This is a genomic window from Rhizobacter sp. (assembly GCF_035702065.1).
Classification (GTDB): Bacteria; Pseudomonadota; Gammaproteobacteria; order Burkholderiales; family Burkholderiaceae_C; genus Rhizobacter.
In genome coordinates this window covers 1-22,597 of record NZ_DASSRA010000125.1, presented here as the reverse complement: position 1 = coordinate 22,597, position 22,597 = coordinate 1, and the positions used below count along the sequence as shown (strand labels likewise).

Sequence of the window (22,597 nt, the reverse complement as noted above, 5' to 3'; positions counted from 1 at the left end):
CTTATGCAAGTGCAGCTGCGTCCCCTGGCAATGAATACGTCCGCGCTCGATGGCCTGTCGGAGCGCCTGATCAAGAGCCACCACGAGAACAACTACAGCGGCGCGGTGAAACGCCTGAACGCCATCCGCCGGCAACTGGAGCAGCTCGACTGGGCGTCAACGCCGGGGTTCCTCGTGAACGGGCTGAAGCGCGAGGAGCTCATCGCAGCCAACTCGACCTGGTTGCACGAGCTGTACTTTGACAACCTGGGCGGCAACGGCGTGCTGCCGGACTGCGGCCTGTCCATCGCGCTGGAGCGTGACTTCGGCTCGGTCGAGCGTTGGCGCGCCGAGTTCACGGCACTCGCGAAAGCGATGGGTGGAGGATCGGGTTGGGCCCTGCTGGCGTGGTCGTCGCGTGAAGGGCGGCTCGTCAGCCACTGGGCGGCCGATCACACGCACCTGATGGCCGGCGCCACGCCGATCCTCGCGCTCGACATGTACGAGCACGCATACCACCTGGACTTTGGCGCCGGGGCTGCGGCCTACGTCGACACCTTCATGAAGAACATCCGGTGGGATGCGGTTTACCAGCGGTTTGGCGCCGCCGTTGCAGCGGACGGGCTGCAGTGCGCTGCCGGCCCTGTTGAGGTGGCCGAGGCGGCACAGGTGATCGATGTGCGGCGCGCGGCGACCTATGCCGAGGGCCGTGACCGCCTGGCCGGCGCGGTCTGGCGCGACCCGGCCCAGCTCGCGGATTGGAGCCGCGAGCTGGATGCCTCGAGGCCGGTGCTGGTGTACTGCCTGCATGGCCTGGACATCGGCCGCGCGGCGGCGCTGTCATTGCGGGCCCGGGGTTTCGACGCGCGCTACGTCAGCGGTGGCATCGAAGCCTGCAGGGCGGCCGGCGTGCCGGTCGTTCCGAAGAACAGCCCGTGACCCAGGGGCACATCGTTTGCGTGAAAGGATCGACCGCATGGCCTCGAACCCGGGTTCCGACCGAGACAAGCGGGTGGCGCTGCTGTACCCGGGGGACCGGGAAGCACGAGACCGCTCCAACCCTGCCGAGAGTCGCTTCGCGGCGCTCTTCGAGGCGCTGGCCGATGCCGGTGTGCCGGCCGAGCCGGCGGTCTATCACGACGACTTCGCCGACGAGGTTGAGGCGCAGCTGAGGCAGGTCGACCTGGTCCAGGTCTGGTTCAACCCGATCCAGGACGGTCGTCGGCGTGATCGCCTGGACGCGCTGCTGCTTCGGGTGGCCGATGCGGGCGTGCAGGTCCACACGCACCCGGAGGTGATCCTCAAGCTGGGCACGAAGGATGTGCTCGTCGACACCCGCGACCTCCCATTCGGCAGCGACGTGCACCGCATCGACAGCCTCGATCAGCTGGCGGTAGAACTGCCGGGTCGGCTTGCCCGGGGCCCGCGCGTCCTCAAGCAGCATCGCGGGCACAGCGGCATCGGCGTGTGGCGCGTCGAGCAGCTGCCCGGGTTGTCGCCGTGGATGCTGCGCGTGCAGCACGCCCAGCGCGGGAGCGCGGAAGAGGTGCTGGATCTGGCCTCTTTGCTGACGCTCATGGCACCGTACTTCGATGCTCGGAACGGTGGCCACATGATCGACCAGGCCTGGCAACCACGGATCGTGGACGGCATGGTGCGGGCGTATCTCGTCGAGGATCGGGTCACAGGCTTTGGTCACCAGGCGGTCAACGCGCTGTGCACCGATTCTTCGGGCGAGGCTGCACCCGTTCCGGGGCCTCGGCTGTACCACGGCCCCGACCTCCCTCAGTTCCAGGAGCTGAAGCGCCTGCTCGAGACCCAGTGGATCGAACTGCTGCGCAACCGACTTGGCTTGCAGCACGAGCAGCTTCCATTGCTGTGGGACTGCGACTTCATGTTTGGTGAATCTGCGGCGAATGGCTACGAGCTGTGCGAGATCAACGTGAGCAGCGTGGCACCGTTCCCGCCGTCCTCGATCGCCCCGCTCGTCAAAGCCATTCAACGTCGCTTGCCAGAGAGGGTTGGACGTACCTGAGGTGCTCATGATGGTCTCTCCATCGAGTTGAGGGATCATCGAGGATGCGCTTACCGATCCCAGACGAGCCATCGCCGCGGTAGCCATGCTGGCTCCGGCCTCTGGCACGCCCACGCCACCCCGACCGACGACAGCGCTGCATGCAACGAAAGGAGAGATCCCGATGAAGAACGTGCTCGTGGTCGGTGCCAGCCGTGGCATCGGCCTGGCGGTGGTGAAGCGTGCGCTGGAGGGCGGCCATTCGGTGCGGGCGTTCGCCCGCTCTGCGGCCCGGATCGCTATCGAGGATCCTCGCCTCCAACGGGTGGAGGGAGATGCCCGTTCGACCGAAGATCTGCGCCGGGCGTTGACGGGGACCGATGCGGTCGTGCTGTCATTGGGGGTAGCTCCTGGCCCCGGCTTCATCGTCGGGCCGGTCGACTTGTTCTCGTCCGCGACACGCGCGCTGCTGCTTGCGATGCGCGAGACCGGCGTCAACCGCTTGATCGCCGTCACGGGCTTTGGCGCGGGTGACAGCCGCGACGCCATTCCGCTGCTGCAGCGGCTGCCGTTTCAACTGGTCTTCGGGCGTGCGTATGCCGACAAGGACATCCAGGAGCAGCTCATCCGCGACAGCGCACTCGACTGGACGCTGGTCAGGCCGGGCGTGCTCACGAACGGCCGTGCCACCGGGCGATACCGTGTGCTGTCGGAACCATCCGCCTGGCGCAACGGCATCGTGTCCCGCGCTGATGTCGCGGACTTCATCGTGGCGCAGCTTGACTCGCGGGACTTCGTGCATCGCGCACCGGTCGTGATCGGCTAGGAGTGCGGGAGCGCGCGGCGGTCGGCTGTGCGAGGTGCTGCAGTCGCAGGCTTGCGTCGACCGGCGCCGCGCTGTGCGAGTCGCCGCACGCAGGCGGTCACTCGACGCGGCGTCGGTTCGACAGGATCGCACGGCACTGCATCACGAACCCGGCGATGAAGAGCGCCAGCAGCGCCAGCAACGCCTTGCCCACGAGCGGATCGTCCGGGCCGGTGGCGATGGGGTGCGCCACAGGCAGTCGCTTGAGCGTTTCGACCGTGCCCGGCACGAGCAGCAGGAAGAAGCTGAACGAGGGACCGAAGGTCTCCAGGTAGGGGCGCAGCCGTCCGAGGAAGGCGAGCTGCGGCACGAGCAGGCTGGAGAAAGCGGCCGCCAGCGCCAGTGCGCCCAGCACATGCCCGGGGTTGAGGCCACCGGTGCTGGAGAGTCCGAACGAGGTGACGACCGACAAGGCCAGTCCGGCCAGGTAAAGACGGCCGGAGGTCTTGCCGGCGTGGATGCGGCCGAAGCGGGCGAAGCCGTACAGGCCGGCGACCAGAGGCAGCAGGCTGATGAGGGTGTGGGCAACGCCCAGCGTCGAAAGTGAGTTTGGCATGAGTATCGATCTACTAGTAGGATGGTTTGAAAGACGAACAGCGGCCTGATGCTGCGTGCCGCACGACGGGGACGAGTGGGTCAGGGCGCCTTGACCAGCGCGCGCACTGCGGGTTGGACGACGGCCTGGAAGGCCTGGGTGTCACCCAGCGCGCGCGCGACGAGCATCGCGCCGTGCACGCTGGCCATCAGCGAGCGGGCCTCGCTTGCGGCGTCTAGTCTGAGGTGGATGCACCCGAGGCGCACGCCTTTCTTGAGCACGGACTCGAGCCAGGCGCTCAGCCCCTCGAAATGTGCCCGCACTTCCACGGCGACTTCTTCCGGGAGGGTCGGCAGCTCGGTGGCGAGCATCGCGTTGATGCAGAAGGGCGGAGCGCTGGTGCGGATGCATTCGGCCCAGTGGTCGACGTAGGCCTGGACCGCGGCCACGGGATCGTCGACCTGGCTCTCCAGCTGGGCCAGGCCCTGCATCATCTGTTCGCGGTGCTGCATCACCACGGTTTTGACCAGCTGGGCCTTGCTCGGGAAATGGTGGTGGATGCTGGCCTTGGTGATGTTGACCTGTGCCGCGAGGTCGGCGTAGCTGAAGCTGTGGTACCCCCCGGCGGTGAGCAGGGCTCGCGCGCGCGCAGCGATTTCCTGGGCTTTGGGGGAGAGTTCTTCAGTGAGCATGCATTCATCCTACTAGTTGGATGGTTTTGGGTCAAGGGGCATCGGTGATGCGGTGGGGTGGGGCGCAGTCGGCGGCTTTGGGGAGGGCAGGGTGCGGGTGCTGGGTGAAGGCGCGTGCGCGTCAGACGCCCCGCAAGAACTTCGCAGCGTGCTTGCGCATTCCCGCCGCGATCGTGTCCCAGACCTGAGCCGGGAAGTCGCGCGGGAGCCTGGCTTCAACCCGCTTCAGCGCGGGGTCGACGCCCTCGACCATCTGAACCAGGCTTTCCCAGGCGGCCTCACCTGCCTGGCCGGCGAGCTGGCGCCAATGGCGAGTCTCGATCTCGCCGAAGCCGTAGTGGGCATTCCGGGAGCGAATGGCCATGGCCATCTTCCAGTTTTGATAGGGCAGCTTGCTGGCCCCCTTGCCCATGAGGGGCCAGGCCGAGAGCACGTCGTAGAGGGGCGTGGGCGAGTAGCTGCCGCCGGCGTGCAGGAAGATCGAGAAGTTCTTCGCGTGGCCATCGGGTGCCGCCAGCAGCCAGAAGCCGAGCTGGGCCTTGACGAAATCGGCCCGGGCGAGCCAGGGCGACTCGCTGTTGCCCAGCACATCCATGCACGCGCGCATGCCGGGCCCGCCTTCGCTTTCGTACTTTCGCGCAGGCGACACGGCCACGGCCTGGCACATGTCTTCCTGGGGCAGGCGCAGCAGGTAGCGGCGACGCTTGCTTTCGGGCGCGACCCAGGCACGGTCGAAGCGTTCGACCACGAGCACGCGCTGTTCGCCGAAGTCGGCGATGTCGGCCTCGGCGACCGTCAGCCCGAGCTCGGAAAGGATCTTGGCGCACAGCCACTCGTTCTCGACCGAGGTGCTGAAGTCGGCGTTGAACTGAGGCAGGCGGCCCAGGGGCAGCTTCAGGATGTGCGTGGTCGGCGTGGCGCGCAGCGGGCGGCGCCATTGGCCGTCGAGCCGCAGGAGCGCCGTCTTCTCCTGCGCGCCGGCGAGGGAGATGCGGAAGTCGTTCAGGGTGGGGGCGCCGAAGGCCGGTGCCACCAACACACCTTGCAGGGCCTGCTCGACGTCGGCGTCGCTCAGGGGCTCGGACTCCACACGGTGGATGTCCGACGCCTCTTCGCCGATGGGCAGCAGCTGGGCGGCGCCTACGCAGTCCCTTCCGATCGCCTCCAGCAAGTCGAATGCGCCCGTGCTGCGGGTCCCGAACCGGGTGCGGATGCGCCTTCGGATGGCGTCGTTGTCGGGCAGCAGGTTGTCGAAGTAGTGGGCCACCGCGGGGCCGCGAACCTGGCGATTGGCCGTGATGGGCAGCGACAGGGAAAGCGGCCGCCGGCCTTCGAACTCGAGCCAGCTCGGGGCGTACTCGAAGGTCTGGGAGCCGCTGCCCGTCCAGGTGCCCACGAGAACACCGTTCATCCAGACGGCGAGCTGACTCATCACCAGCTGCCGGGCTTCTTCTTGGCTGCGCGACGCGCCGCAGCGCCCGACGTGCCGGCGTCGTGCAGCTGGAGCTGGCAGCCCAGTGCCGACAGCACCTGGTGCAGCTGCGCCACGCTGATGGAGCCTGGGTCGCGCTCGATGTCGGCCACCCGCGACTGCTTCACGCCCAGCAGCGTGCCCAGGGCGGTCTGCGTCATGCCGCGCGCCTTGCGCAGTGCCCGCAGGTGAGCGCTCAACTGGTCGACGGTGTGGATCGGGGTGTCCATGGGTATGGCTGATTGACGATATTTGAAGAATATCGCCCAAAAGCAATAAGGTCAACATATCGCTCATGGGCGATATGCCCAGCCCCATTGCGGCCTGGTCAGTTGGCAGCCGCCAGGTACCGTGTCGAAAGCTTGGTTCTAACTGAAGAACTTGAGCAGATGCGGCACCAGGATCTCGGGGCTCACGTCATGGCTCTGGCCTTCGATCACAAGACGCTGGGCAGCCGGAATGGCCTGGCCCAGTCTGTCTGCCGCCTGGCGCATGTACGGCAGGGGGCCGAGGCTGGCGCCACCATCCATCACCAGCGTGGGCGCCGTGATCCTGGCGGCGATGTCGACGGGCACCGACCAGTCGTCACCCACGACGGCGTTGTCGTACGCGAGCGTGTGCGCCATGGCCAGCATGCCGGGCCAGGCGGGCGAGGCCTTCATCTGGGCGATGACATCGTCGGGCGCACCGACGAAGCCCATGAACAGCGTGATGGCCTCGGCGCGGCGGCCTGCGGCGAGGTGCTCGTCGAGCTTGGCGCGGAACACCCGCCATTCGCTGGCGGCGCCTTCGGTGTCGTTGTAGGGCGCTTCGTAGAGGGCCAGCTTGACAACCTTGCTGCCGAGTGCGGCCGCGGCCCGCAGGGCCAGGCTGGCGCCCGACGACTTGCCGTACACGTTGGCCGTGCCGCCCGCGCTGTCGATGAGCGCCTCGATGTCTTCGATCTCGCGCTCGACCGCATAGGGCAGTGTGTCGGTGCTGCCGCCACGGCCGCGGCGGTCGTAGCTGTACACCGTGAAGCGCGCTGCGAGCAGATCGGCCAGACCCGCGGCCCCCGAGCGATCTGACAACGCGCCGCCCACCACGATGAGGGCCGGGCCGGTGCCCTGCCTGTCATACGTGATGCGGGTGCCATCGCGCGAGGTGGTCGTGTGCGTCGTCTTGCCCTTCGCGGCCCGCGCGCCCTGGCCGTAGGCCCAGAAGGCCAGCGACAGGAGCCCGGCCAAGCAGGCCATTCGAAACAGGATGGGTGCAGCGCGATTCGTGGTCATGCCGTTTCTCCTTGAATGAGTGCCACGGGACGAGGGCAAGCCATGTGCCGCTGCAGGGCTTCTGTGCGGCTCCGCCCGGCTCGGGATTTGCCCTAGCTCCACGCGTCTGAGCAAAACATCTGCGCGAACAGGCAAGACACGACCTTGGGCAGGCGACACCATTCGCCTCCGCTGCAACCCGGGAAACGGGGCAGTCGTTCCACCGAGAACCAAGGAGACAAGACTGATGAACCGCCAACTCTTCGGCGCGATGGCCGCTGCCGCCCTCGTCGTCGCATCGGCCCCCGCCAGTGCCGCCGGAACCTACTCCGCCACCAAGTACCCCATCGTGCTGGCCCACGGCCTGCTGGGCTGGGACACCGCGGCCGGCATCGACTACTGGTACGGCATCACCCGTGACCTGCAATCCAACGGCGCCAAGGTCTACACGACCAAGGTGTCGGCGGTGAACTCGTCCGAAGTGCGCGGCGAGCAGCTGCTGCAGCAGGTGAATACCATCCTCGCCGTCACCGGCGCGAAGAAGGTCAACCTCGTCGGCCACAGCCAGGGCAACCAGTCCACGCGCTACGTGGCGGCCGTGGCGCCTGAGAAGGTGGCCTCGGTGACTTCAGTCAGCGGTACCACCGGCGGCTCGCCGGTTGCCGACGTGATCGCCGGCGTAGCCCCGGCGGGTACCTTCACCAATGCGGTGGTCAATGCGGTGGTGTCGGGCCTCGGCTCGATCATCGATCTTCTCTCCGGCAGCGCCGGCCTTCCGGCCAGCGGCAACGCCGTGCTCACCTCGCTCACCACCACGGGCGCGGCCAAGTTCAACAAGAACTTCCCGGCCGGTGTGCCCACCACGCGCTGCGGGCAGGGGGCCACCACGGTGAATGGCGTGCGCTACTACTCGTGGAGCGGTACGGGCCTGGTCACCAGCGTGATCGATCCCAGCGACTCCGCGATGGCGCTCACCGCGCTGGCCTTCAAAGGGGCGCCGAATGATGGTCTGGTGGGCCGATGCGACAGCCACCTGGGTCAAGTCATCCGCAGCGACTACAACCTCAACCACCTGGACACGATCAATCACTTCTTCGGTGCGACCGGCTTCACCGACCCGGTGGCGCTGTACCGCCAGCACGCCAACCGGCTCAAGCTGGCCGGCCTGTGACGCCTGCGCAGGTAACCCCTGTGCGCGCGAACAAGCGCCTCGCCGCAGGTGCCGTTGCGGCGGCGCTGCTGCTGGGCGCTTGGGTGTGGTTGGGCCGGGCTGCGCCGCCAGAAGCGGCGCACCAGACGGCGACGCCCGAGGGCGTGGACGTCTGGCTGAGCGCGGGCACAGGCCCCGCGCAGGCCGATGCATCGCCGGTCGCCTTTCGCACCGGGCTGGAGGCGCTGCCGGCCTCGCTGCAAGGCACCGAGGTGGGCGGCGAGTTGGAGGTTGACGCGCAAGGCCGTTTGAAAGTCACGCGCGGGCTTCGCTTGATGTTCGACTACTTCCTGTCGGCCGACGGCGAAGAGACGGCCGCCCGCCAGCGCGATCGCGTGCGGGCCTACGTCTCGCACCGCCTGCGCGGCACGCCTGCGGGCGAGCAGGCGCTGGCCTTGCTGGACAGCTACCTCGCCTACAAGAGTGAACTGGCCCGCACGCTCGCGCATTCGCGCGCCGCTTCGCTGGCAGACATGCGGGCCCGCATGGGCGTCGTCAGCGCGCTGCGCGCCCGCCACTTCGATCCCCAGGTGGCCGCGGCCTTCTTCGGTGAAGAAGAGTCCTACGACCGCTACACCCTGGCCAGGATGGCCGTGCTCGAAGACAGGCAGCTGTCGCCCGCGCAGCAGGCGGCGCGCATTGCCGAGCTGCGCAATGCACAGCCCGAAGCGGTGCGCCAGCAGATGGATGTGCTGGAAACGGTGCAGACGCTGGACGCCCTCACCACCGCCTGGCAGCAGCGCGCAGGCAAGCCGCAAGAGCTGCGCGAGCTGCGTGAAAACCTGGTGGGCCGAGAGGCCGCAGACCGCCTGGAGGCACTGGATCGACAGACCGAGTCGTGGGATAGTCGCGTGGCCGCGTACCTGCAGCTGCGCGCCCGCATCCTCGACGACACCACGCTCGCCGAGAGCATGCGCCAGCAGCAGGTCGAAGCCCTGCGCAACGACGGCTTTGCCGGACCGGAGCGCATCCGCATCGAGACGATCGAACGCATCCAGGATTCCGCCGCCCGTGACGCAGCCACAGTCCCTCGGTCTCCATCGCCCGGTTGATCCAGCCGGCCGGAAGGCGGCTGCGGCGGCCTCCTTGAACGTGCACGTCGGCTACTGCCGCGCGGTGCTGGCCTACCTGCGCCAGCAAGGTGTCGACCCGGCGGGTGTGTTCTCGGCCGCGGTGCTGCACCGCATGGAAGGGGCCGACAGCGTGGCCGCCTTCGCGCTCGACGACTTCCATGCACTGCTCGACGAGGCCCAGGCCAGCTTGGGCGACCCCGGCCTGCCGCTCAAGGCCTCCGAGCTGGTGCAGACCTGGGAAGGCGGCGTGCTCGGCTTCACGCTGATGACGAGCCCGTGCATCTCCGAGGTGGGGACGCTGCTGGTGCGCTACCAGCGCCTGTTCAGCAACGTGTACCGCATCAAGGCCACGCTCGACGAGCGCCACTTCGAGTTGCGCCTGCTACCCACCGGCGAAACGCTGTCACCCCGGCTCGCGCACATGCTGATGGGCGCCTGGGCCTCGCGGGCGCGCTGGCTCACCGGCGAGCCGGGCCTGCGCTTCGATGCGAACTTCGAAGGCCCCCCGCTGGCCGACATGGCGGACTATGAACGCTGCTTTGGCGGGCGCATCAGCTTCCACAGCCCCAGCACGGCGATGGTGGGCTTGTCGGACTACCTCGCGCTGCCCGTGCGCCAGCACGACCCGGGCGTCAACGGCGTGCTGCGCACGCAGGCCGCCAACGAACTCGAACGGCTCGACGGCGACTCCGCCGGCCTGCTGGTGCGGGTGAGGCGCGGCCTGCGCGACCGCCTGGGCAACGGGCCGCTCACGCTCGATGCCCTGGCGGCCGACCTCGACATGGCCCCTCGCACACTGCAGAGCCACCTGGAGGAGTTGGGCTTGAGCTTCCGTGTGCTGCTCGACGGCGTGCGCGACAGCAAGGCCAAGCAGTACCTGGCCGAACCGCAACGCAGCCTGACCGACATTGCACTCGCGCTCGGCTTTGCCAACCAGTCGGCCTTTCAACACGCGTTCAAGCGCTGGTCGGGGATGACGCCTGGGCAGTGGCGGCGCGGCCACCTGCGGCGCTGAAAATGGACTGTACATAAATACAGTATTGCGTGCATACTGGCGCCAAGCATGAGCGCCAGACGATGAAGTACCGCCCACCCCGGGAGCCCGATCCCAGCGAGCAAGAAGCCATCAAAGGGCGGGGTACGGCCTGGGCCATCATCCACCGCTACGCGAAGCAGACCTCCGAAGGCTTCGACGACGGCTGGGGCACGGTGGATCAGCTGGCCGAGCAGGAGCACTTGCCGCCCGAGACGCAGATCATCGAAGAACGCGTCAAGTCCATCCTGTCTAGCAACGACTCGCCCGACATCAGCTTCGACCTCTCCATCAACCCCTACCGCGGCTGCGAGCACGGCTGCATCTACTGCTTTGCGCGGCCCACGCACAGCTACCTCAACATGTCGCCGGGCCTCGACTTCGAGACCAAGATCGTCGCCAAGGTGAACGCCACCGAGCGGCTGCGCGAGGCGCTTTCCAAGCGCGGCTACGAACCGGGCTTTCTCAACATCGGCTCTGCGACCGACGCGTACCAGCCCATCGAACGCAAGCTGGGCATCACGCGCTCGATCATCGAGTTGCTGTCCGAGTGCCGGCACCCGTTCTCGCTGGTCACCAAGTCGTCGGGCGTGGAGCGCGACCTCGACCTCATCGCACCCATGGCGGCCGACGACCTGGTGGCGGTGTACGTGTCGGTCACCTCGCTCGACCCGCAGCTCGCGCGCATCCTGGAGCCGCGTGCCGCGGCGCCGCACCGGCGCCTGCGCACCATCGAGACGCTGGCCAAGGCGGGCGTGCCGGTGGGGGTGAGCGTGTCGCCGGTCATTCCCTTCATCAACGAGCCGGAGATCGAGCGCATTCTCGAAGCGGCTGCTGCGGCCGGCGCGCGCTCGGCCTTCAGCGTGGTGCTGCGCCTGCCGTGGGAGGTGAGCCCGCTGTTCCAGCAGTGGCTGGAGCAGCACTTTCCCGACCGCGCGGCCCGGGTGATGGCCCGCGTGCGCGAGATGCGTGGCGGCAAGGACTACGACGCGAGCTTTGGCAGCCGCATGAGCGGCGAGGGCGTGTGGGCGCAGCTGCTGCAGCAGCGCTTCGGCAAGGCCTGTGCGCGGCTCGGATTGAACAGGACGCGCATTGCGCTCGACCTGTCGAAGTTCCGCAAGCCTGGCCGGCCCGACAAGCCATCATCCGCCAGGAACGACGGCCAGGCCGAGCTGTTCTGATGAAGCTCGGCTGATGAAGCTCAGCGAAGACGGCAACCCGCCGTGATGTCGAGCGCTTCGCGGTAGACCGAGGTCTGCACGCCCATCAGGCCCAGCACGGTGTGCGAGATGTTGTCGTGGCTGTAGGGGGTGTCACGCTGCGCCTGCATGCAGTCGGGCTTGAGACTCGCCGATGCCGCGGGCGAGAACCACATCACCCAGGGCACGTGCTTTTGCTCGCGCGGCGCAAAGGCGTAAGGCAGGCCGTGCAGGTAGAGGTTGTTCTCGCCCAGCGATTCGCCGTGGTCCGACACGTAGAGCATGGCCGTGGTGTGGCTGCTGGCGCGGCCCTTGAGCCAGCCGATGGCGCTGGCCAGCAGGTGGTCGGTGTAGACGATGGAGTTGTCGTAGGTGTTGACCAGCGCCTGCCGGTCGCATTTCTGCAGCACATTGGTCTCGCACTCGGGCTTGAAGGGCTTGCGGTCGGGCGGCGAGCGCTTCCAGTAGGCCGGGCCGTGGCTGCCCATCTGGTGCAGCACCAGCACCACGCCCTTGTCCCGGCGCTCGGCGGGCAGGGCGGCGATGCGCGCATCGAGCCCGTGCAGCAGGGCTTCGTCCAGGCACTCGCCATCGCTGCACAGCGCGGGGGGCAGATTGGGGCCGTCGTGCGCATCGGCCTGTGGCACGCGGTCGCAGAGGCCTTTGCAGCCGGCCTGGTTGTCGAGCCACAGCACGGCCAGGCCGGCATGCTGCAGCACGTCGAGCAGGTTCTCGCGCGGGTGGTCTTCGGACTCGAAACTGTCCTTGCCGAAGACAGAGAACATGCAGGGCAGCGAGGTGGCGGTGCTGGTGCCGCAGGAGCGCACCTCGCGCAGGCTGAGCACATCGAGCTCGGCCAGCTGCGGGTTGGTGGGGCGCGCGTAGCCGTTCAGCGAGAAGTGGTCCGCGCGGGCCGTTTCACCCACCACCAGCAGGAGCAGCGGCGGCAGGCTGCCGGCGGGGCGGGTGACCAGCTTCGCGTCGGTACCCACCGCGAGCGGCGGCCCGCTGGGCGTGGCCCCGGCCTCGGCGGCCACCATGCCCAGCGCATAGAACGAGTTGAGCGGGTTGATGAGGTAGCGCACCGATTTGTGGTTGTGCATGGTGGTTGACATGTCGGCGAAGAAGATCGCCAGCAGCCCCACCATGAGGATCAGCGCAGCCAGCGCGCCCAGCAGGTTGCGCTTGAGTTGCGGCCACCAGCCCAGGGGCTGCACCCGCACGCGGGTCAGCCACAGCAGCGGCAGGCCGGCCAGCAGCAGCATGGCGATGAAAAAGCGCAGGCTGAGCAGGTCGCGCGTCTCGCGGGCGTCGGTCTGCAGCACGTTGACGATCATGGTGGTGTCGATCACCACGTTGTAGGTGCCCATGAAATGCGCACCCGCCGCCGCCGCGAGCAGGAAGATCGCCAGCACCGGCTTGATGCTCCAGCGCCAGCTCGCCAGCGTGAGCACGAAGGCCGTGAGCCCCATCACCATGCCGCACAGCGCTGCGATGAACAGCTTGCCGCGCAGCGAGGTCATCTCGGGCAGCTGGTGCAGGGTGTTCCACAGCGGCCAGTTGGCCAGGATCGCCATCCATGCGCTGGCGAGCCAGTTGAGCGTCAGCGGATTCCAGCCGCCAGCCATGTGGGAGTACCGGCCAGAGGCGGCGGAGCGATGGAACAGGTGCATCGACGAGACGTGGGTTCAGGGGGCAACGGTCAGTGTGGCACGGAAGCCAAAAGTTTCATCCGGCAGCGGCGACTGCAGCAGCAGGCTGGCGTGCTGCTGCTGCGCGATGCGCGCGACGATCGCCAGGCCCAGGCCGGTGCCTTCGGTGCGCGTCGTCCCGCGCGAATAGGGTTGCGACAGCGTGGCCAGCACCTCCTTGCTGACGCCCGGCCCGTTGTCGCTGACGATCACCCGGCCCGGCGCTTCGACGCGCACTTCGACCTCGGCATCGGGTGCATGCTTGAGTGCGTTCTCGATGAGGTTGCGGATGGCGATGCCCAGGGCGTCCATGTCGCCCTGCACGATGACCGGCTCGTCGGGCAGTTCAACAACCAGGCGGAACACGGCGTCGGCGTGATGCCGGAACTCGTCCAGTACCAGGGTGGCGAGCTGACGCAGGTCGACCGGCTCGCGAGCCAGGCCGATGCCCGATTCGACGCGCGAGATCTGCAGCAGCTTGGTGGCGGTGTTGCTCAACCGGTCGAGCGAGCGCACCAGCGCCAGCGCGCGTTCCTGCGACTCGCGCCCGGGCAACTCGGCCACCAGGCGCTGCGCCTGTGCGCGTGCCGCGGCCAGCGGCGTGCGCAACTCGTGCGCGCTGCTGGCCGCAAAGGCGCGCTCCGCTCGCACCACGCCCTGCAGCCGTTCGACCAGCGCGTTGATCGAGTCCATCATGGGCTCGAACTCCGAAGGCAGGTCGTTGGCCTGCAAGGGCGAGATGTCGCCCTCGGGCCGCGCGCGCAACTGCTCGCTGGCCTGGTTCACGCCCTGGAAGGAGCGGCGCAGCAGCAGGTCGATGAGCAGCGTGGCCAGAGGCAGCAAGGCCAGCAGCGGCAGCACCAGGGCGGCCGTGCTCTCGGTCAACGACTGGCGCCGTTCGTTCAGCGGCTCGCCGACCTGCACCACCACCTGGTTGTCGACGGTGCGCCGCGTGGCCACCCGCCAGCCGCCCACGGTCTGCAGGCCGGGGGGCGCATCGAGCGGCCAAGGCACATGGTCGCTGGGGCCGGACTGGCGCAGCACCACGCCATGCGCGTTGCGCACCAGCACGTGCATCACTTCTTCATGGGGTACCTCGGGCAACGAAGCCTGAACCTCGGCGTTGCCGTACTTGCCTTCGAGGGGGATCTGCTCCGCCACCGAGAGCAGCGCGCTGTCGAGCACGCCGTTCAGCTCGTGGCGCACGGCGATGGTGGCCACCACCGCCGCCGCCGTCCACAACAAGGCCACCGCAGCCAGCAGACGGCGCCGCAGCACCCGTGCCAGGCTCCAGCGGCGAGGCTTCATCCGGGCAGGCGTTCCAGCCGATAGCCGAGCTGGCGTGTGGTGCTGATGGATTCGGGGCCGAGCTTCTTGCGCAGGCGGCTGATCAGCACTTCGAGCGTGTTGCTGTCGCTGCTTTCACCTTGCGTGTACAGGCGCCGCGTCAGGGCTTCCTTGCTCCAGGTCTGGCCGGGGTTGATGGCCAGGCAGCGCAGCAGTGCCCATTCCATGGCCGTCAACGACAAGGTGGCGCCATCGCGGCGCACCACTTGCGAATGGAATTCGACCTGCGCCCCCCCGGCCAGCAGCAGCAGCGGCGTGGGGGTGAGGGCGTAGCGGCGCGCGACGGCATCGACGCGCGCGCTCAGCTCTTCCAGGTCGAAAGGCTTGACGAGGTAGTCGTCGGCACCCGACGCCAGGCCATGGATGCGGTCGCGGATCTGGTCGCGCGCACTCAGGATCAGCACGGGGAAGGGCGAGGACTGCGAGCGAACCTGCGCGAGCAGCGTCATGCCGTCGCCATCGGGCAGGCCGAGGTCGAGCAAGGCCATGTCACTGTTGCGTTGCTCGCTCAACTGGCCCAGCGCTTCGCGCGCCTGCGAGGCTGTCTTCAGCCATTCAACGGCATGGCCCTGGGCCACGAGGTGATCAGCGACCGCTTGGCCCAGATCGATGTCGTCTTCGATCAGTGTGATGTGCATGGTGCCCGCATTGTCGCCGCGCCAGGGCTGACTGCAAGCTGAACGATCGCCTGGGGTGGGTCAGGCCGCGGCGGCGGGCTCGCCCGTGCGCAGGTTGAGCGCGCCCGGCTGCCGACCGCCCGCCTGGCCGACGGCGGCTGCACAGGCGCTGCTCGCGTAGCGCTCGCGCAGCGATTCCACGCGCGCTGAAAGCGCCGGTGCATCGTCGATCTTGCTGCCGTGCCGCTGCAAGGTCATGCGGGCCAGCTCGATCAGCTTGGCGTTGAGCGTGCGTTCGACATGTGCGATGAGCAAGAGCACGGCGTTGCGGTGCTGTCCTTGCACCGTGTGGGTCACCGCCTGCTCGGCCAGCGCGCCGATGGTCTGGTGCGCATCGCGCACGCGCTGTGCAAAGGGCGCGTGCGCGCCGGCCGCTCCGGCGAGCAGTTCGGTCAGGCCCTTGGAGCTGGCGAAGCGCAGCCCCAGGGTGTCGACCCAGATCTCGCAACCGTCGAGCCGCAGCTCACCTGCGGTGAGCTCCGACAGCAGGGCCAGCAGGTTGCAGGCTTCTTCGATGTCCAGCTCCGGCTCCTGCAGGCTGGCAAAGAGCTGGCGCACCTCGGCCACGACAGCGGCAACCTGCTTTTGCAGCATCAGGCTGAACACGCGGACGACGGCGACGAAGCGCTCCAGCCGTCGGCTCTGCGGTGCACGTTCGAGCGCGCGCTGCAGGCTTTCGAGGCAGCGCTGCAGTCCCTTGCTGTCGCGCTGGTGGAAGCGCGCGAAGGCCAGCAGCACCAGTGACTGGTGGTCGAACATCTTGGAACTCAGGCCCAGGGTTGCCGCGCGGTCCAGCATCTTGGCGGCCTCGTCGCGCTCGCCCATGTAGAAGGCCAGCATGCCGTGCTTCTGCAGGCGGGTGATGGAGCCGGGCGTGAGAGCGCTGGCCTTGCTGTAGGTGGCGAGGGCATCGCCCAGGTTGCCCTGCTCGACGTGCACGCGGCCCATCACGTCGTAGGCGTCGACGTGGGTGGGGTGCTCGCCGATCAGGCTCTCCAGTGTGCGCAGGGCCTGCGTGGGCTGGTTGCCGTCGATCTGGGCGCGGGCGATGCCGAGCTTGGCCCAGGGCAGGGCGCCGGTGGCCAGCACCGCCTCGCACAGCTTGCGGGCTTCTTCATGGTGGCCTTGGCGCAGCAGCAGCTCCGAGCCGATGCGCGCGGCATACAGCCAGTAGGACGAGCGGCTGGCGAATCGCTCCAGGCACAGGCGCGTGGCCTGCGCGTAGTCTTGCTGCTCGATGGCAGTGAAGATGTCGCCCAGCACCTTCTTGCGCCGGCGCGCCTGCGTCAGGCGTTCGCCGAGCGCGGTGGCGGTGTGGGGCTTGAGCAGGTAGCTGTCGAGCGCCGATTCGGCGGCGTCGGCCACCATGGTGTACGAGGCTTCGCCGGTGACGACGATGAACACAGTGGAGAAGGGCAGCAGGCCGCTGCGCCGCAGGTCGTCGAGCAGGTTCTGGGCGGTGTAGCTGCTGTCTTCGGCGTCGAAGCGGTGCTCGCACAGCACCACGTCGAAGGTGCGGGCTTCGAGTTGCTTGCGGGCGTCGTGGATGCGGCCGCATTGCACGACCGTGCCCACGCCGAAGTCGCGCAGTTGCGCGGTGAGGATGCTGCGCGAGGTCGGGTTGCCGTCGACAACCAGGGCTCGGCAGTCGGCGATCTCGCGGTCCAGCAGTTGCACGACGACTCTAGCTCCAGGCCCACCGCGCCCGCGGCTGGCGATGGCTGGCCAGCGGAAACGCGTGGGTACTGCCGGAGTTATCGGCCCCTGCCGGGTTTACTTGAACAAGTCCTTGACGCGGTTGGCCCAGCCCTTGGAGTTGGGCGAGTGGCGGTCGGCCGACTTGGACAGCGATTCGTCGAGTTCGCGCAGCAGCTTGCGCTGGTGCTCGGTCAGCTTGACGGGCGTTTCCACGCTGATATGGCAGTACAGGTCGCCCGGGTAGCTGGAGCGCACGCCTTTGATGCCCTTGCCGCGCAGGCGGAAGGTCTTGCCGTGCTGCGTGCCTTCGGGCAGGTCGATCTCGGCCTTGCCGCCCAGCGTGGGCACCTCGATCGTGCTGCCCAGCGCGGCGGTCGTCAGGCCCACCGGCACGGTGCAATGCAGGTCGTCGCCGTCGCGCTCGAAGATCTCGTGCTGCTTGATGCGGATCTCGATGTAGAGGTCGCCCGCCGGGCCGCCGTTGGTGCCCGGCTCGCCGTTGCCGGCCGAGCGGATGCGCATGCCTTCGTTGATGCCGGCAGGGATCTTCACCTCCAGCGTCTTGTTCTTCTTCACCTTGCCCTGGCCGTGGCAGGTGCTGCAGGGCTCGGGGATGATCTTGCCCGTGCCGTGGCAGTGCGGGCAGGTTTGCTGGATGCTGAAGAAGCCCTGGCGCATGGTCACCGTGCCGGAGCCGTTGCAGCTCGGGCAGGTCTTGGCGCTGGTGCCGGGCTTGGCGCCGCTGCCGTGGCAGGTGCCGCACTCTTCCCAGCTGGGGATGCGGATCTGGGTTTCCTTGCCCTGCGCCGCTTCTTCGAGGGTGATCTCCATCGCGTAGCTCAGGTCGCTGCCGCGGTAGACCTGCTGGCCACCCCCACGGCGCTGGCCGCCGCCACCCTGGCCGCCGAAGATGTCGCCGAAGATGTCGCCGAAGGCCTCGGCGAAGCCGCCAAAGCCTTCCGCCCCCGGGCCGCCCGGACGGAAGCCGCCGGCGTTCGGGTCCACGCCCGCATGGCCGTACTGGTCGTAGGCAGCGCGCTTTTGCGTGTCGGAGAGCATCTCGTAGGCCTCCTTGGCCTCCTTGAACTGCTCTTCCGCCTTCTTGGCCCCGTCACCCTGGTTGCGGTCAGGGTGGTACTTCATGGCCAGCTTGCGGTAGGCCTTCTTGATGTCGTCCTCGGAGGCGTTTTTCGCCACGCCGAGCACGTCGTAATAGTCACGCTTTGCCATGTGCTTGTGCTGCTGCCGCTGCTGTGTGTACTGCCGCGATTAACGCGAAATCCCCCGTGTGCCTGGAGAGCCCACGGGGGAGAGGTTTGCGTTGGGCGCCTCCGGTGCGCTGCTTACTTCTTGTCCTTGACTTCCTTGAACTCGGCGTCGACGACGTTGTCGTCGCTCGCCTTGTCCGCTGCTGCGGCCTGGGGTGCTTCGGCCTGCGAGGCACCTGCACCGGCAGCCGCCTGCGAATCGGCGTACACCTTCTCGCCCAGCTTCTGGCTGGCCGTCATCAACGCTTCGGTCTTGGCTTCGATCGCGGCCTTGTCTTCACCCTTGATCGCCTCTTCGGCATCCTTCAGGGCGGCTTCGATCTTTTCCTTCTCGCCAGTGTCGAGCTTGTCGGCGTACTCGCCCAGGGATTTCTTCACGCTGTGCACCAGCGCATCGGCCTGGTTGCGGGCCTGCACCAGCTCGAGCTTCTTCTTGTCTTCAGCGGCGTTGAGCTCGGCGTCCTTCACCATCTGTTGGATCTCGGCTTCGGAGAGGCCGGAGTTCGCCTTGATGGTGATCTTGTTTTCCTTGCCGGTGCCCTTGTCCTTGGCGCCCACGTGCAGGATGCCGTTGGCATCGATGTCGAAGCTCACCTCGATCTGCGGCGTGCCGCGCGGTGCCGGCGGGATGCCTTCGAGGTTGAACTCGCCCAGGCTCTTGTTGCCGGCGGCCATCTCGCGCTCGCCCTGGAAGACCTTGATCGTCACCGCCGGCTGGCCGTCCTCGGCGGTCGAGAAGACCTGCGAGAACTTGGTCGGGATGGTGGTGTTCTTGGCGATCATCTTGGTCATCACGCCGCCCATGGTCTCGATGCCCAAGCTCAGCGGCGTCACATCGAGGAGAAGAACATCCTTCCGATCCCCGGCCAGCACCTGGCCTTGAATCGCGGCGCCCACGGCCACGGCTTCATCGGGGTTGACGTCCTTGCGCGGGTCCTTGCCGAAGAACTCCTTGACCTTCTCCTGCACCTTGGGCATGCGGGTCATGCCACCGACCAGGATCACGTCGTCGATCTGGCTGGCGTTGACGCCGGCGTCCTTGATGGCGGTGCGGCAGGGCGCAATCGTGCGCTCGATCAGGTCCTCGACCAGGGCTTCGAGCTTGGCACGCGTGAGCTTGATGTTCAGGTGCTTCGGGCCCGAGGCATCGGCGGTCACGTAGGGCAGGTTGATGTCGGTCTGCGCGCTGTTCGAGAGCTCGATCTTGGCCTTCTCGGCGGCTTCCTTCAGGCGCTGCAGGGCGAGCACGTCCTTCGACAGATCGACGCCTTGTTCCTTTTTGAACTCGGTGATGATGTAGTCGATGATGCGCTGGTCAAAGTCTTCGCCGCCCAGGAAGGTGTCGCCGTTGGTGGAGAGCACTTCGAACTGCTTCTCGCCATCGACATCGGCGATCTCGATGATCGAGATGTCGAAGGTGCCGCCGCCCAGGTCGTACACGGCGATCTTGCGGTCACCCTTGTCGTTCTTGTCTAGGCCGAAGGCCAGCGCGGCCGCAGTGGGCTCGTTGATGATGCGCTTGACGTCGAGGCCGGCAATGCGGCCGGCGTCCTTGGTGGCCTGGCGCTGTGCGTCGTTGAAGTACGCGGGCACGGTGATCACGGCTTCGGTGACGGTTTCGCCGAGGTAGTCTTCGGCGGTCTTCTTCATCTTGCGCAGGATCTCGGCGCTGACCTGCTGCGCGGCGAGCTTCTGGCCGCGCACTTCGACCCAGGCGTCGCCGTTGTCGGCGGCCACGATCTTGTAGGGCATCAGGTCGATGTCCTTTTGCACTTCCTTCTCGGTGAATTTGCGGCCGATCAGGCGCTTGACGGCGTACAGCGTGTTCTTCGGGTTGGTGACGGCCTGGCGCTTGGCCGAGGCGCCGACGAGGATCTCGCCGTCTTCCTGGTAGGCCACGATGGAAGGCGTGGTGCGCGCACCTTCGCTGTTCTCGATCACCTTCGTGTTGTTGCCTTCCATGATGGCAACGCACGAGTTGGTCGTCCCGAGGTCAATGCCGATGATCTTTGCCATGTTGTGTTCTCCTGCAAGCTGAAAGTTGGATGTGTTCGAGTTGTGGATAAGTGCAGCCCTTTTCAAGGGCCGCAGCTTGTGGATGTCGTCTATTTCGGCGCGGCGACGGTGATGAGGGCGGGGCGCAGCACGCGCTCGGCGATCAGGTAGCCCTTCTGCAGGACGGCCACCACGGTGTTGGCCTCCTGCTCGGCGGGCACCATGCTGATGGCTTGGTGCTGGTGGGGGTCGAAGCGGGTGCCGGCGGGCGGGTTGATCTCGATCACCTTGTTGCGCTCGAGTGCCTGGGCCAGCTGGCGCAGCGTGGCGTGCACGCCTTCGAGCAGCTGCTCGGGCGTGGCGGCCTGGATGGCAATGGCGGCTTCCAGGCTGTCCTTCACGGGGAGCAGGCTCTCGGCAAAGCCTTCCACGGCGAACTTGCGGGCCTTGGCGATCTCTTCGTCGGCGCGGCGGCGGATGTTCTCGGTCTCGGCCTTGGCGCGCAGGTAGGCGTCGGACATCTCGGCCAAGCGGGCCTCGGCGGAGGGCTGTTCAGAGGGGGGAGCGGCTTCGGGGGCCGGGCTGACTGCGGGGTCGTTGGCGGGAGCGCTCGAACCCGGTGTCTGGACGTTGTCTTCTGTGTTCTGCATGGGTGTCTACCTGTCGAAGGCGCGCATTTGGGGCTGCGGCCGGGGATTTCAAGAGGCTGAAACGCGAAATGTTCAGTCGGGGTCGACCGAGGCGCTCCAGCGGTTCCAGTCGGCCAGCTGGCGCCGGTCGCGCTTGGTGGGCCGGCCTTGTTCGATGGCCAGGGCCGGCTCGGGGGTTTCGCGCCGCTGGCGGGCGGCTTCGTCGCGCCGGGCCACGCTGTCGGGCGTCTCCTCATAGAGGGCCTGGGCCACGGGCGCCGGGCCGCGCACGCTGCTCAGGGCGCGCACTGCGATGGCGCGCAGCACCGGGCCCTGGCGGATCTCGACCACGTCACCCGGCTTGAGTTCGCGGGCCGGCTTGGCCACCTGGCCATTGACCTGGATGCGGCCCTTGTCGATCTCCTGCGTGGCCAGGCTGCGCGTCTTGTAGAAGCGGGCCGCCCACAGCCACTTGTCGAGCCGTACGGCTTGCAGTGCCTGGCTCATGAGCCCGTGGCCGCGCTCTGCGGGGCGCGGGTCTCCCAGCCCTGCATGTGCTGCAAGGCCAGGCCGGTCAGCGCCGCCATCCACTCGTGCTGGTCGTTGAGGCATGGCACGTAGTTGAACTCCACGCCCCCGGCTTTCAAGTAGGCCTCGCGTGCTTCGAGGTTGATTTCTTCCAGCGTCTCGAGGTTGTCGGCCACGAAGCCCGGGCACATCACGTCGACCTTCTTCACGCCCTGCCTGGCCAGCTTGACCAGGGTGGGCTCGGTGTAGGGCTGCAGCCATTCAGCGCGGCCCAGCCGGCTCTGGAAGGTGACGACCAGGTTCTCGGGCTTCACGTCGGCCCGTTGGGCGACGAGGCGGGCCGTTTGCTGGCACTCGTCGAAGTAGGGGTCGCCCAGGGTCTGGGTGCGCTTGGGCATGCCATGGAAGCTCATCAGCAGCTTCTCGGCGCGGCCGTGGGTCTGCCAGTGGTCCATCAGCCGCTTGGCGAGCGCGTCGATGTAGCGCGGGTCGTCGTGGTAGCGGTTGATGAAGCGCAGCTCGGGCAGGCTGCGAATGCGGGTTGTCCAGGTGGCCACGGCATCGACCAGGCTGGCCGTGGTGGCGGCGCAGTACTGCGGGTACATCGGCAGCACCAGCACCCGCTGGGCACCGGTGGCCTTGAGTTCGTCGAGCACCGACCCCACCGACGGCGAGCCGTAGCGCATGGCAAAGCGCACGGTGACGCGGTGGCCGCGCTGGCCCAGGTAGCCGGCGAGCAGCTTGGCCTGCTTGTCTGTCCACACGGTGAGCGGCGAGCCTTGGGGCGTCCAGACGCTGGCGTAGCGCTTGGCCGATTGGCTCGGCCGGGTGCGAAGGATGATGCCGTGCAGGATGGGCCACCAGACGAGCTTGGGGATTTCGACCACACGCGGGTCGCTCAGAAACTCGGCCAGGTAGCGCCGCACGGCGCCGGGCGTGGGCGCATCGGGCGTACCGAGGTTGCACAGCAGGATGGCGGTGGAGGGTGCCGCCCCGGAGGCGGGGGCGGGTTCGCGGGCAAACGGCATGGGGGTGACGGCAGCAACGAGGCCGCGATTATCGGCCCCGCCGCATGCACGCCTCGATGTCGGCCAGCACGGAGCCGATGTTGATGGGTTTGGTCCAGTAGCCGACGAAGCCGGCCTCGTAGGCGCGCTGCACGTCGTCTGGCATGGCGTCGGCCGAGCACATGTAAGCAGGCACGGTGTCCAGGCCGGGCAGGGTGCGCAGCTGGCGCAGCACCTCGAAGCCCGAGATGCCGGGCAGGTGGGCATCGAGCACCAGCACCTCGGGCCGCCAGTCTTGCGCAAGCGTCAGGGCCTGGTCGCCGTCTTCGGCCACGCGCAGCTCGATGTGGCTGCTGTGCATGCGCATGGCTTCTTCGAACAGCAGGGCGTTGATGCGGTTGTCTTCCACGTAGAGCATGCGCAGGCCGGGGCTGGC

General features: G+C 67.7%; 22 protein-coding genes. 7 read left to right on the top strand and 15 right to left on the bottom strand.

The genetic code is table 11. The annotated features are described in order from the left end of the window. The first annotated feature begins 3 nt into the window (after window positions 1-3). The 3 genes from VFL64_RS05810 to VFL64_RS05800 all read left to right on the top strand — a co-directional run bounded on the left by VFL64_RS05810 (window position 4) and on the right by VFL64_RS05800 (window position 2,819). The gene (locus VFL64_RS05810) at window positions 4-918 is read left to right on the top strand and encodes a Fe-Mn family superoxide dismutase (RefSeq protein WP_489539428.1); all 915 of its coding nucleotides are present in this window, start codon (window positions 4-6) and stop codon (window positions 916-918) included. Window positions 919-955: 37 nt separating this feature from the next. Then, complete coding sequence (locus VFL64_RS05805) at window positions 956-2,014, top strand: Cj0069 family protein (RefSeq protein ID WP_489539427.1); 1,059 nt, start codon at window positions 956-958, stop codon at window positions 2,012-2,014. Window positions 2,015-2,177: 163 nt separating this feature from the next. After that, window positions 2,178-2,819 carry an NAD(P)-dependent oxidoreductase gene (locus VFL64_RS05800; protein WP_489539426.1) on the top strand — a complete coding sequence of 214 codons (642 nt, stop codon included), beginning with the start codon at window positions 2,178-2,180 and terminating at the stop codon, window positions 2,817-2,819. Between the two features lie 97 nt (window positions 2,820-2,916). Here the strand turns inward: VFL64_RS05800 and VFL64_RS05795 are convergent, their stop codons facing one another. From VFL64_RS05795 to VFL64_RS05775, 5 genes are all read right to left on the bottom strand, one after another. Continuing rightward, window positions 2,917-3,414: a hypothetical protein gene (locus VFL64_RS05795; protein ID WP_489539425.1), complete on the bottom strand. Its 498-nt coding sequence runs from the start codon at window positions 3,412-3,414 to the stop codon at window positions 2,917-2,919. Window positions 3,415-3,494: 80 nt separating this feature from the next. Beyond that, window positions 3,495-4,085, bottom strand: a complete 591-nt coding sequence (locus tag VFL64_RS05790) for a TetR/AcrR family transcriptional regulator (RefSeq protein ID WP_489539424.1) — start codon at window positions 4,083-4,085, stop codon at window positions 3,495-3,497. Window positions 4,086-4,206: 121 nt separating this feature from the next. After that, window positions 4,207-5,517 (bottom strand): type II toxin-antitoxin system HipA family toxin, encoded by a 1,311-nt coding sequence (locus VFL64_RS05785; RefSeq protein ID WP_489539423.1) that lies wholly within the window; start codon window positions 5,515-5,517, stop codon window positions 4,207-4,209. Beyond that, window positions 5,517-5,786 (bottom strand): helix-turn-helix domain-containing protein, encoded by a 270-nt coding sequence (locus VFL64_RS05780; protein WP_489539422.1) that lies wholly within the window; start codon window positions 5,784-5,786, stop codon window positions 5,517-5,519. The genes VFL64_RS05785 and VFL64_RS05780 overlap by 1 nt, the downstream gene beginning before the upstream one ends. 138 nt (window positions 5,787-5,924) lie before the next feature. Beyond that, window positions 5,925-6,827, bottom strand: coding sequence for an alpha/beta fold hydrolase (locus VFL64_RS05775; RefSeq protein WP_489539421.1), 903 nt, complete (start codon window positions 6,825-6,827; stop codon window positions 5,925-5,927). A gap of 226 nt (window positions 6,828-7,053) precedes the next feature. Between VFL64_RS05775 and VFL64_RS05770 the strand changes: the two genes are divergently transcribed. The 4 genes from VFL64_RS05770 (at window position 7,054) to VFL64_RS05755 (ending at window position 11,303) form a co-directional block, all read left to right on the top strand. Beyond that, on the top strand, window positions 7,054-7,977 hold the full coding sequence (locus VFL64_RS05770; RefSeq protein WP_489539420.1) for an esterase/lipase family protein: 924 nt from the start codon (window positions 7,054-7,056) through the stop codon (window positions 7,975-7,977). 20 nt (window positions 7,978-7,997) lie between these two features. Then, the gene (locus VFL64_RS05765; RefSeq protein WP_489539419.1) at window positions 7,998-9,068 is read left to right on the top strand and encodes a lipase secretion chaperone; all 1,071 of its coding nucleotides are present in this window, start codon (window positions 7,998-8,000) and stop codon (window positions 9,066-9,068) included. Window positions 9,069-9,108: 40 nt separating this feature from the next. Next, on the top strand, window positions 9,109-10,104 hold the full coding sequence (locus VFL64_RS05760) for a helix-turn-helix domain-containing protein (RefSeq protein ID WP_489539454.1): 996 nt from the start codon (window positions 9,109-9,111) through the stop codon (window positions 10,102-10,104). Between the two features lie 62 nt (window positions 10,105-10,166). Further along, window positions 10,167-11,303, top strand: coding sequence for a PA0069 family radical SAM protein (locus VFL64_RS05755; RefSeq protein WP_489539418.1), 1,137 nt, complete (start codon window positions 10,167-10,169; stop codon window positions 11,301-11,303). Window positions 11,304-11,323: 20 nt separating this feature from the next. Here VFL64_RS05755 and VFL64_RS05750 read toward each other — a convergent pair whose 3' ends face one another. The 10 genes from VFL64_RS05750 to VFL64_RS05705 all read right to left on the bottom strand — a co-directional run. Continuing rightward, on the bottom strand, window positions 11,324-12,994 hold the full coding sequence (locus VFL64_RS05750; protein WP_489539417.1) for a phosphoethanolamine transferase: 1,671 nt from the start codon (window positions 12,992-12,994) through the stop codon (window positions 11,324-11,326). Window positions 12,995-13,009: 15 nt separating this feature from the next. Continuing rightward, a complete protein-coding gene (locus VFL64_RS05745) occupies window positions 13,010-14,320 on the bottom strand; it encodes a sensor histidine kinase (RefSeq protein WP_489539416.1) in 1,311 nt (436 codons plus the stop codon). After that, window positions 14,317-14,997 carry a response regulator transcription factor gene (locus VFL64_RS05740; RefSeq protein WP_489539415.1) on the bottom strand — a complete coding sequence of 227 codons (681 nt, stop codon included), beginning with the start codon at window positions 14,995-14,997 and terminating at the stop codon, window positions 14,317-14,319. Before VFL64_RS05740 ends, VFL64_RS05745 begins: the two co-directional genes overlap by 4 nt. 60 nt (window positions 14,998-15,057) lie before the next feature. After that, window positions 15,058-16,713: a tetratricopeptide repeat protein gene (locus VFL64_RS05735; RefSeq protein WP_489539414.1), complete on the bottom strand. Its 1,656-nt coding sequence runs from the start codon at window positions 16,711-16,713 to the stop codon at window positions 15,058-15,060. 96 nt (window positions 16,714-16,809) lie between these two features. After that, window positions 16,810-17,964, bottom strand: a complete 1,155-nt coding sequence (gene dnaJ / locus VFL64_RS05730; protein ID WP_489539413.1) for a molecular chaperone DnaJ — start codon at window positions 17,962-17,964, stop codon at window positions 16,810-16,812. A 113-nt stretch (window positions 17,965-18,077) separates the two neighbouring features. Further along, the gene (gene dnaK, locus VFL64_RS05725) at window positions 18,078-20,066 is read right to left on the bottom strand and encodes a molecular chaperone DnaK (RefSeq protein ID WP_489539453.1); all 1,989 of its coding nucleotides are present in this window, start codon (window positions 20,064-20,066) and stop codon (window positions 18,078-18,080) included. 41 nt (window positions 20,067-20,107) lie between these two features. After that, a complete protein-coding gene (gene grpE, locus VFL64_RS05720; protein ID WP_489539412.1) occupies window positions 20,108-20,647 on the bottom strand; it encodes a nucleotide exchange factor GrpE in 540 nt (179 codons plus the stop codon). A 72-nt stretch (window positions 20,648-20,719) separates the two neighbouring features. After that, complete coding sequence (locus tag VFL64_RS05715; RefSeq protein WP_489539411.1) at window positions 20,720-21,133, bottom strand: RNA-binding S4 domain-containing protein; 414 nt, start codon at window positions 21,131-21,133, stop codon at window positions 20,720-20,722. Beyond that, the gene (gene hemH, locus VFL64_RS05710) at window positions 21,130-22,182 is read right to left on the bottom strand and encodes a ferrochelatase (protein WP_489539410.1); all 1,053 of its coding nucleotides are present in this window, start codon (window positions 22,180-22,182) and stop codon (window positions 21,130-21,132) included. The genes VFL64_RS05715 and hemH overlap by 4 nt, the downstream gene beginning before the upstream one ends. 28 nt (window positions 22,183-22,210) lie before the next feature. Then, a partial coding sequence (locus VFL64_RS05705; RefSeq protein ID WP_489539409.1) for a response regulator occupies window positions 22,211-22,597 on the bottom strand: 387 nt, incomplete at its 5' end.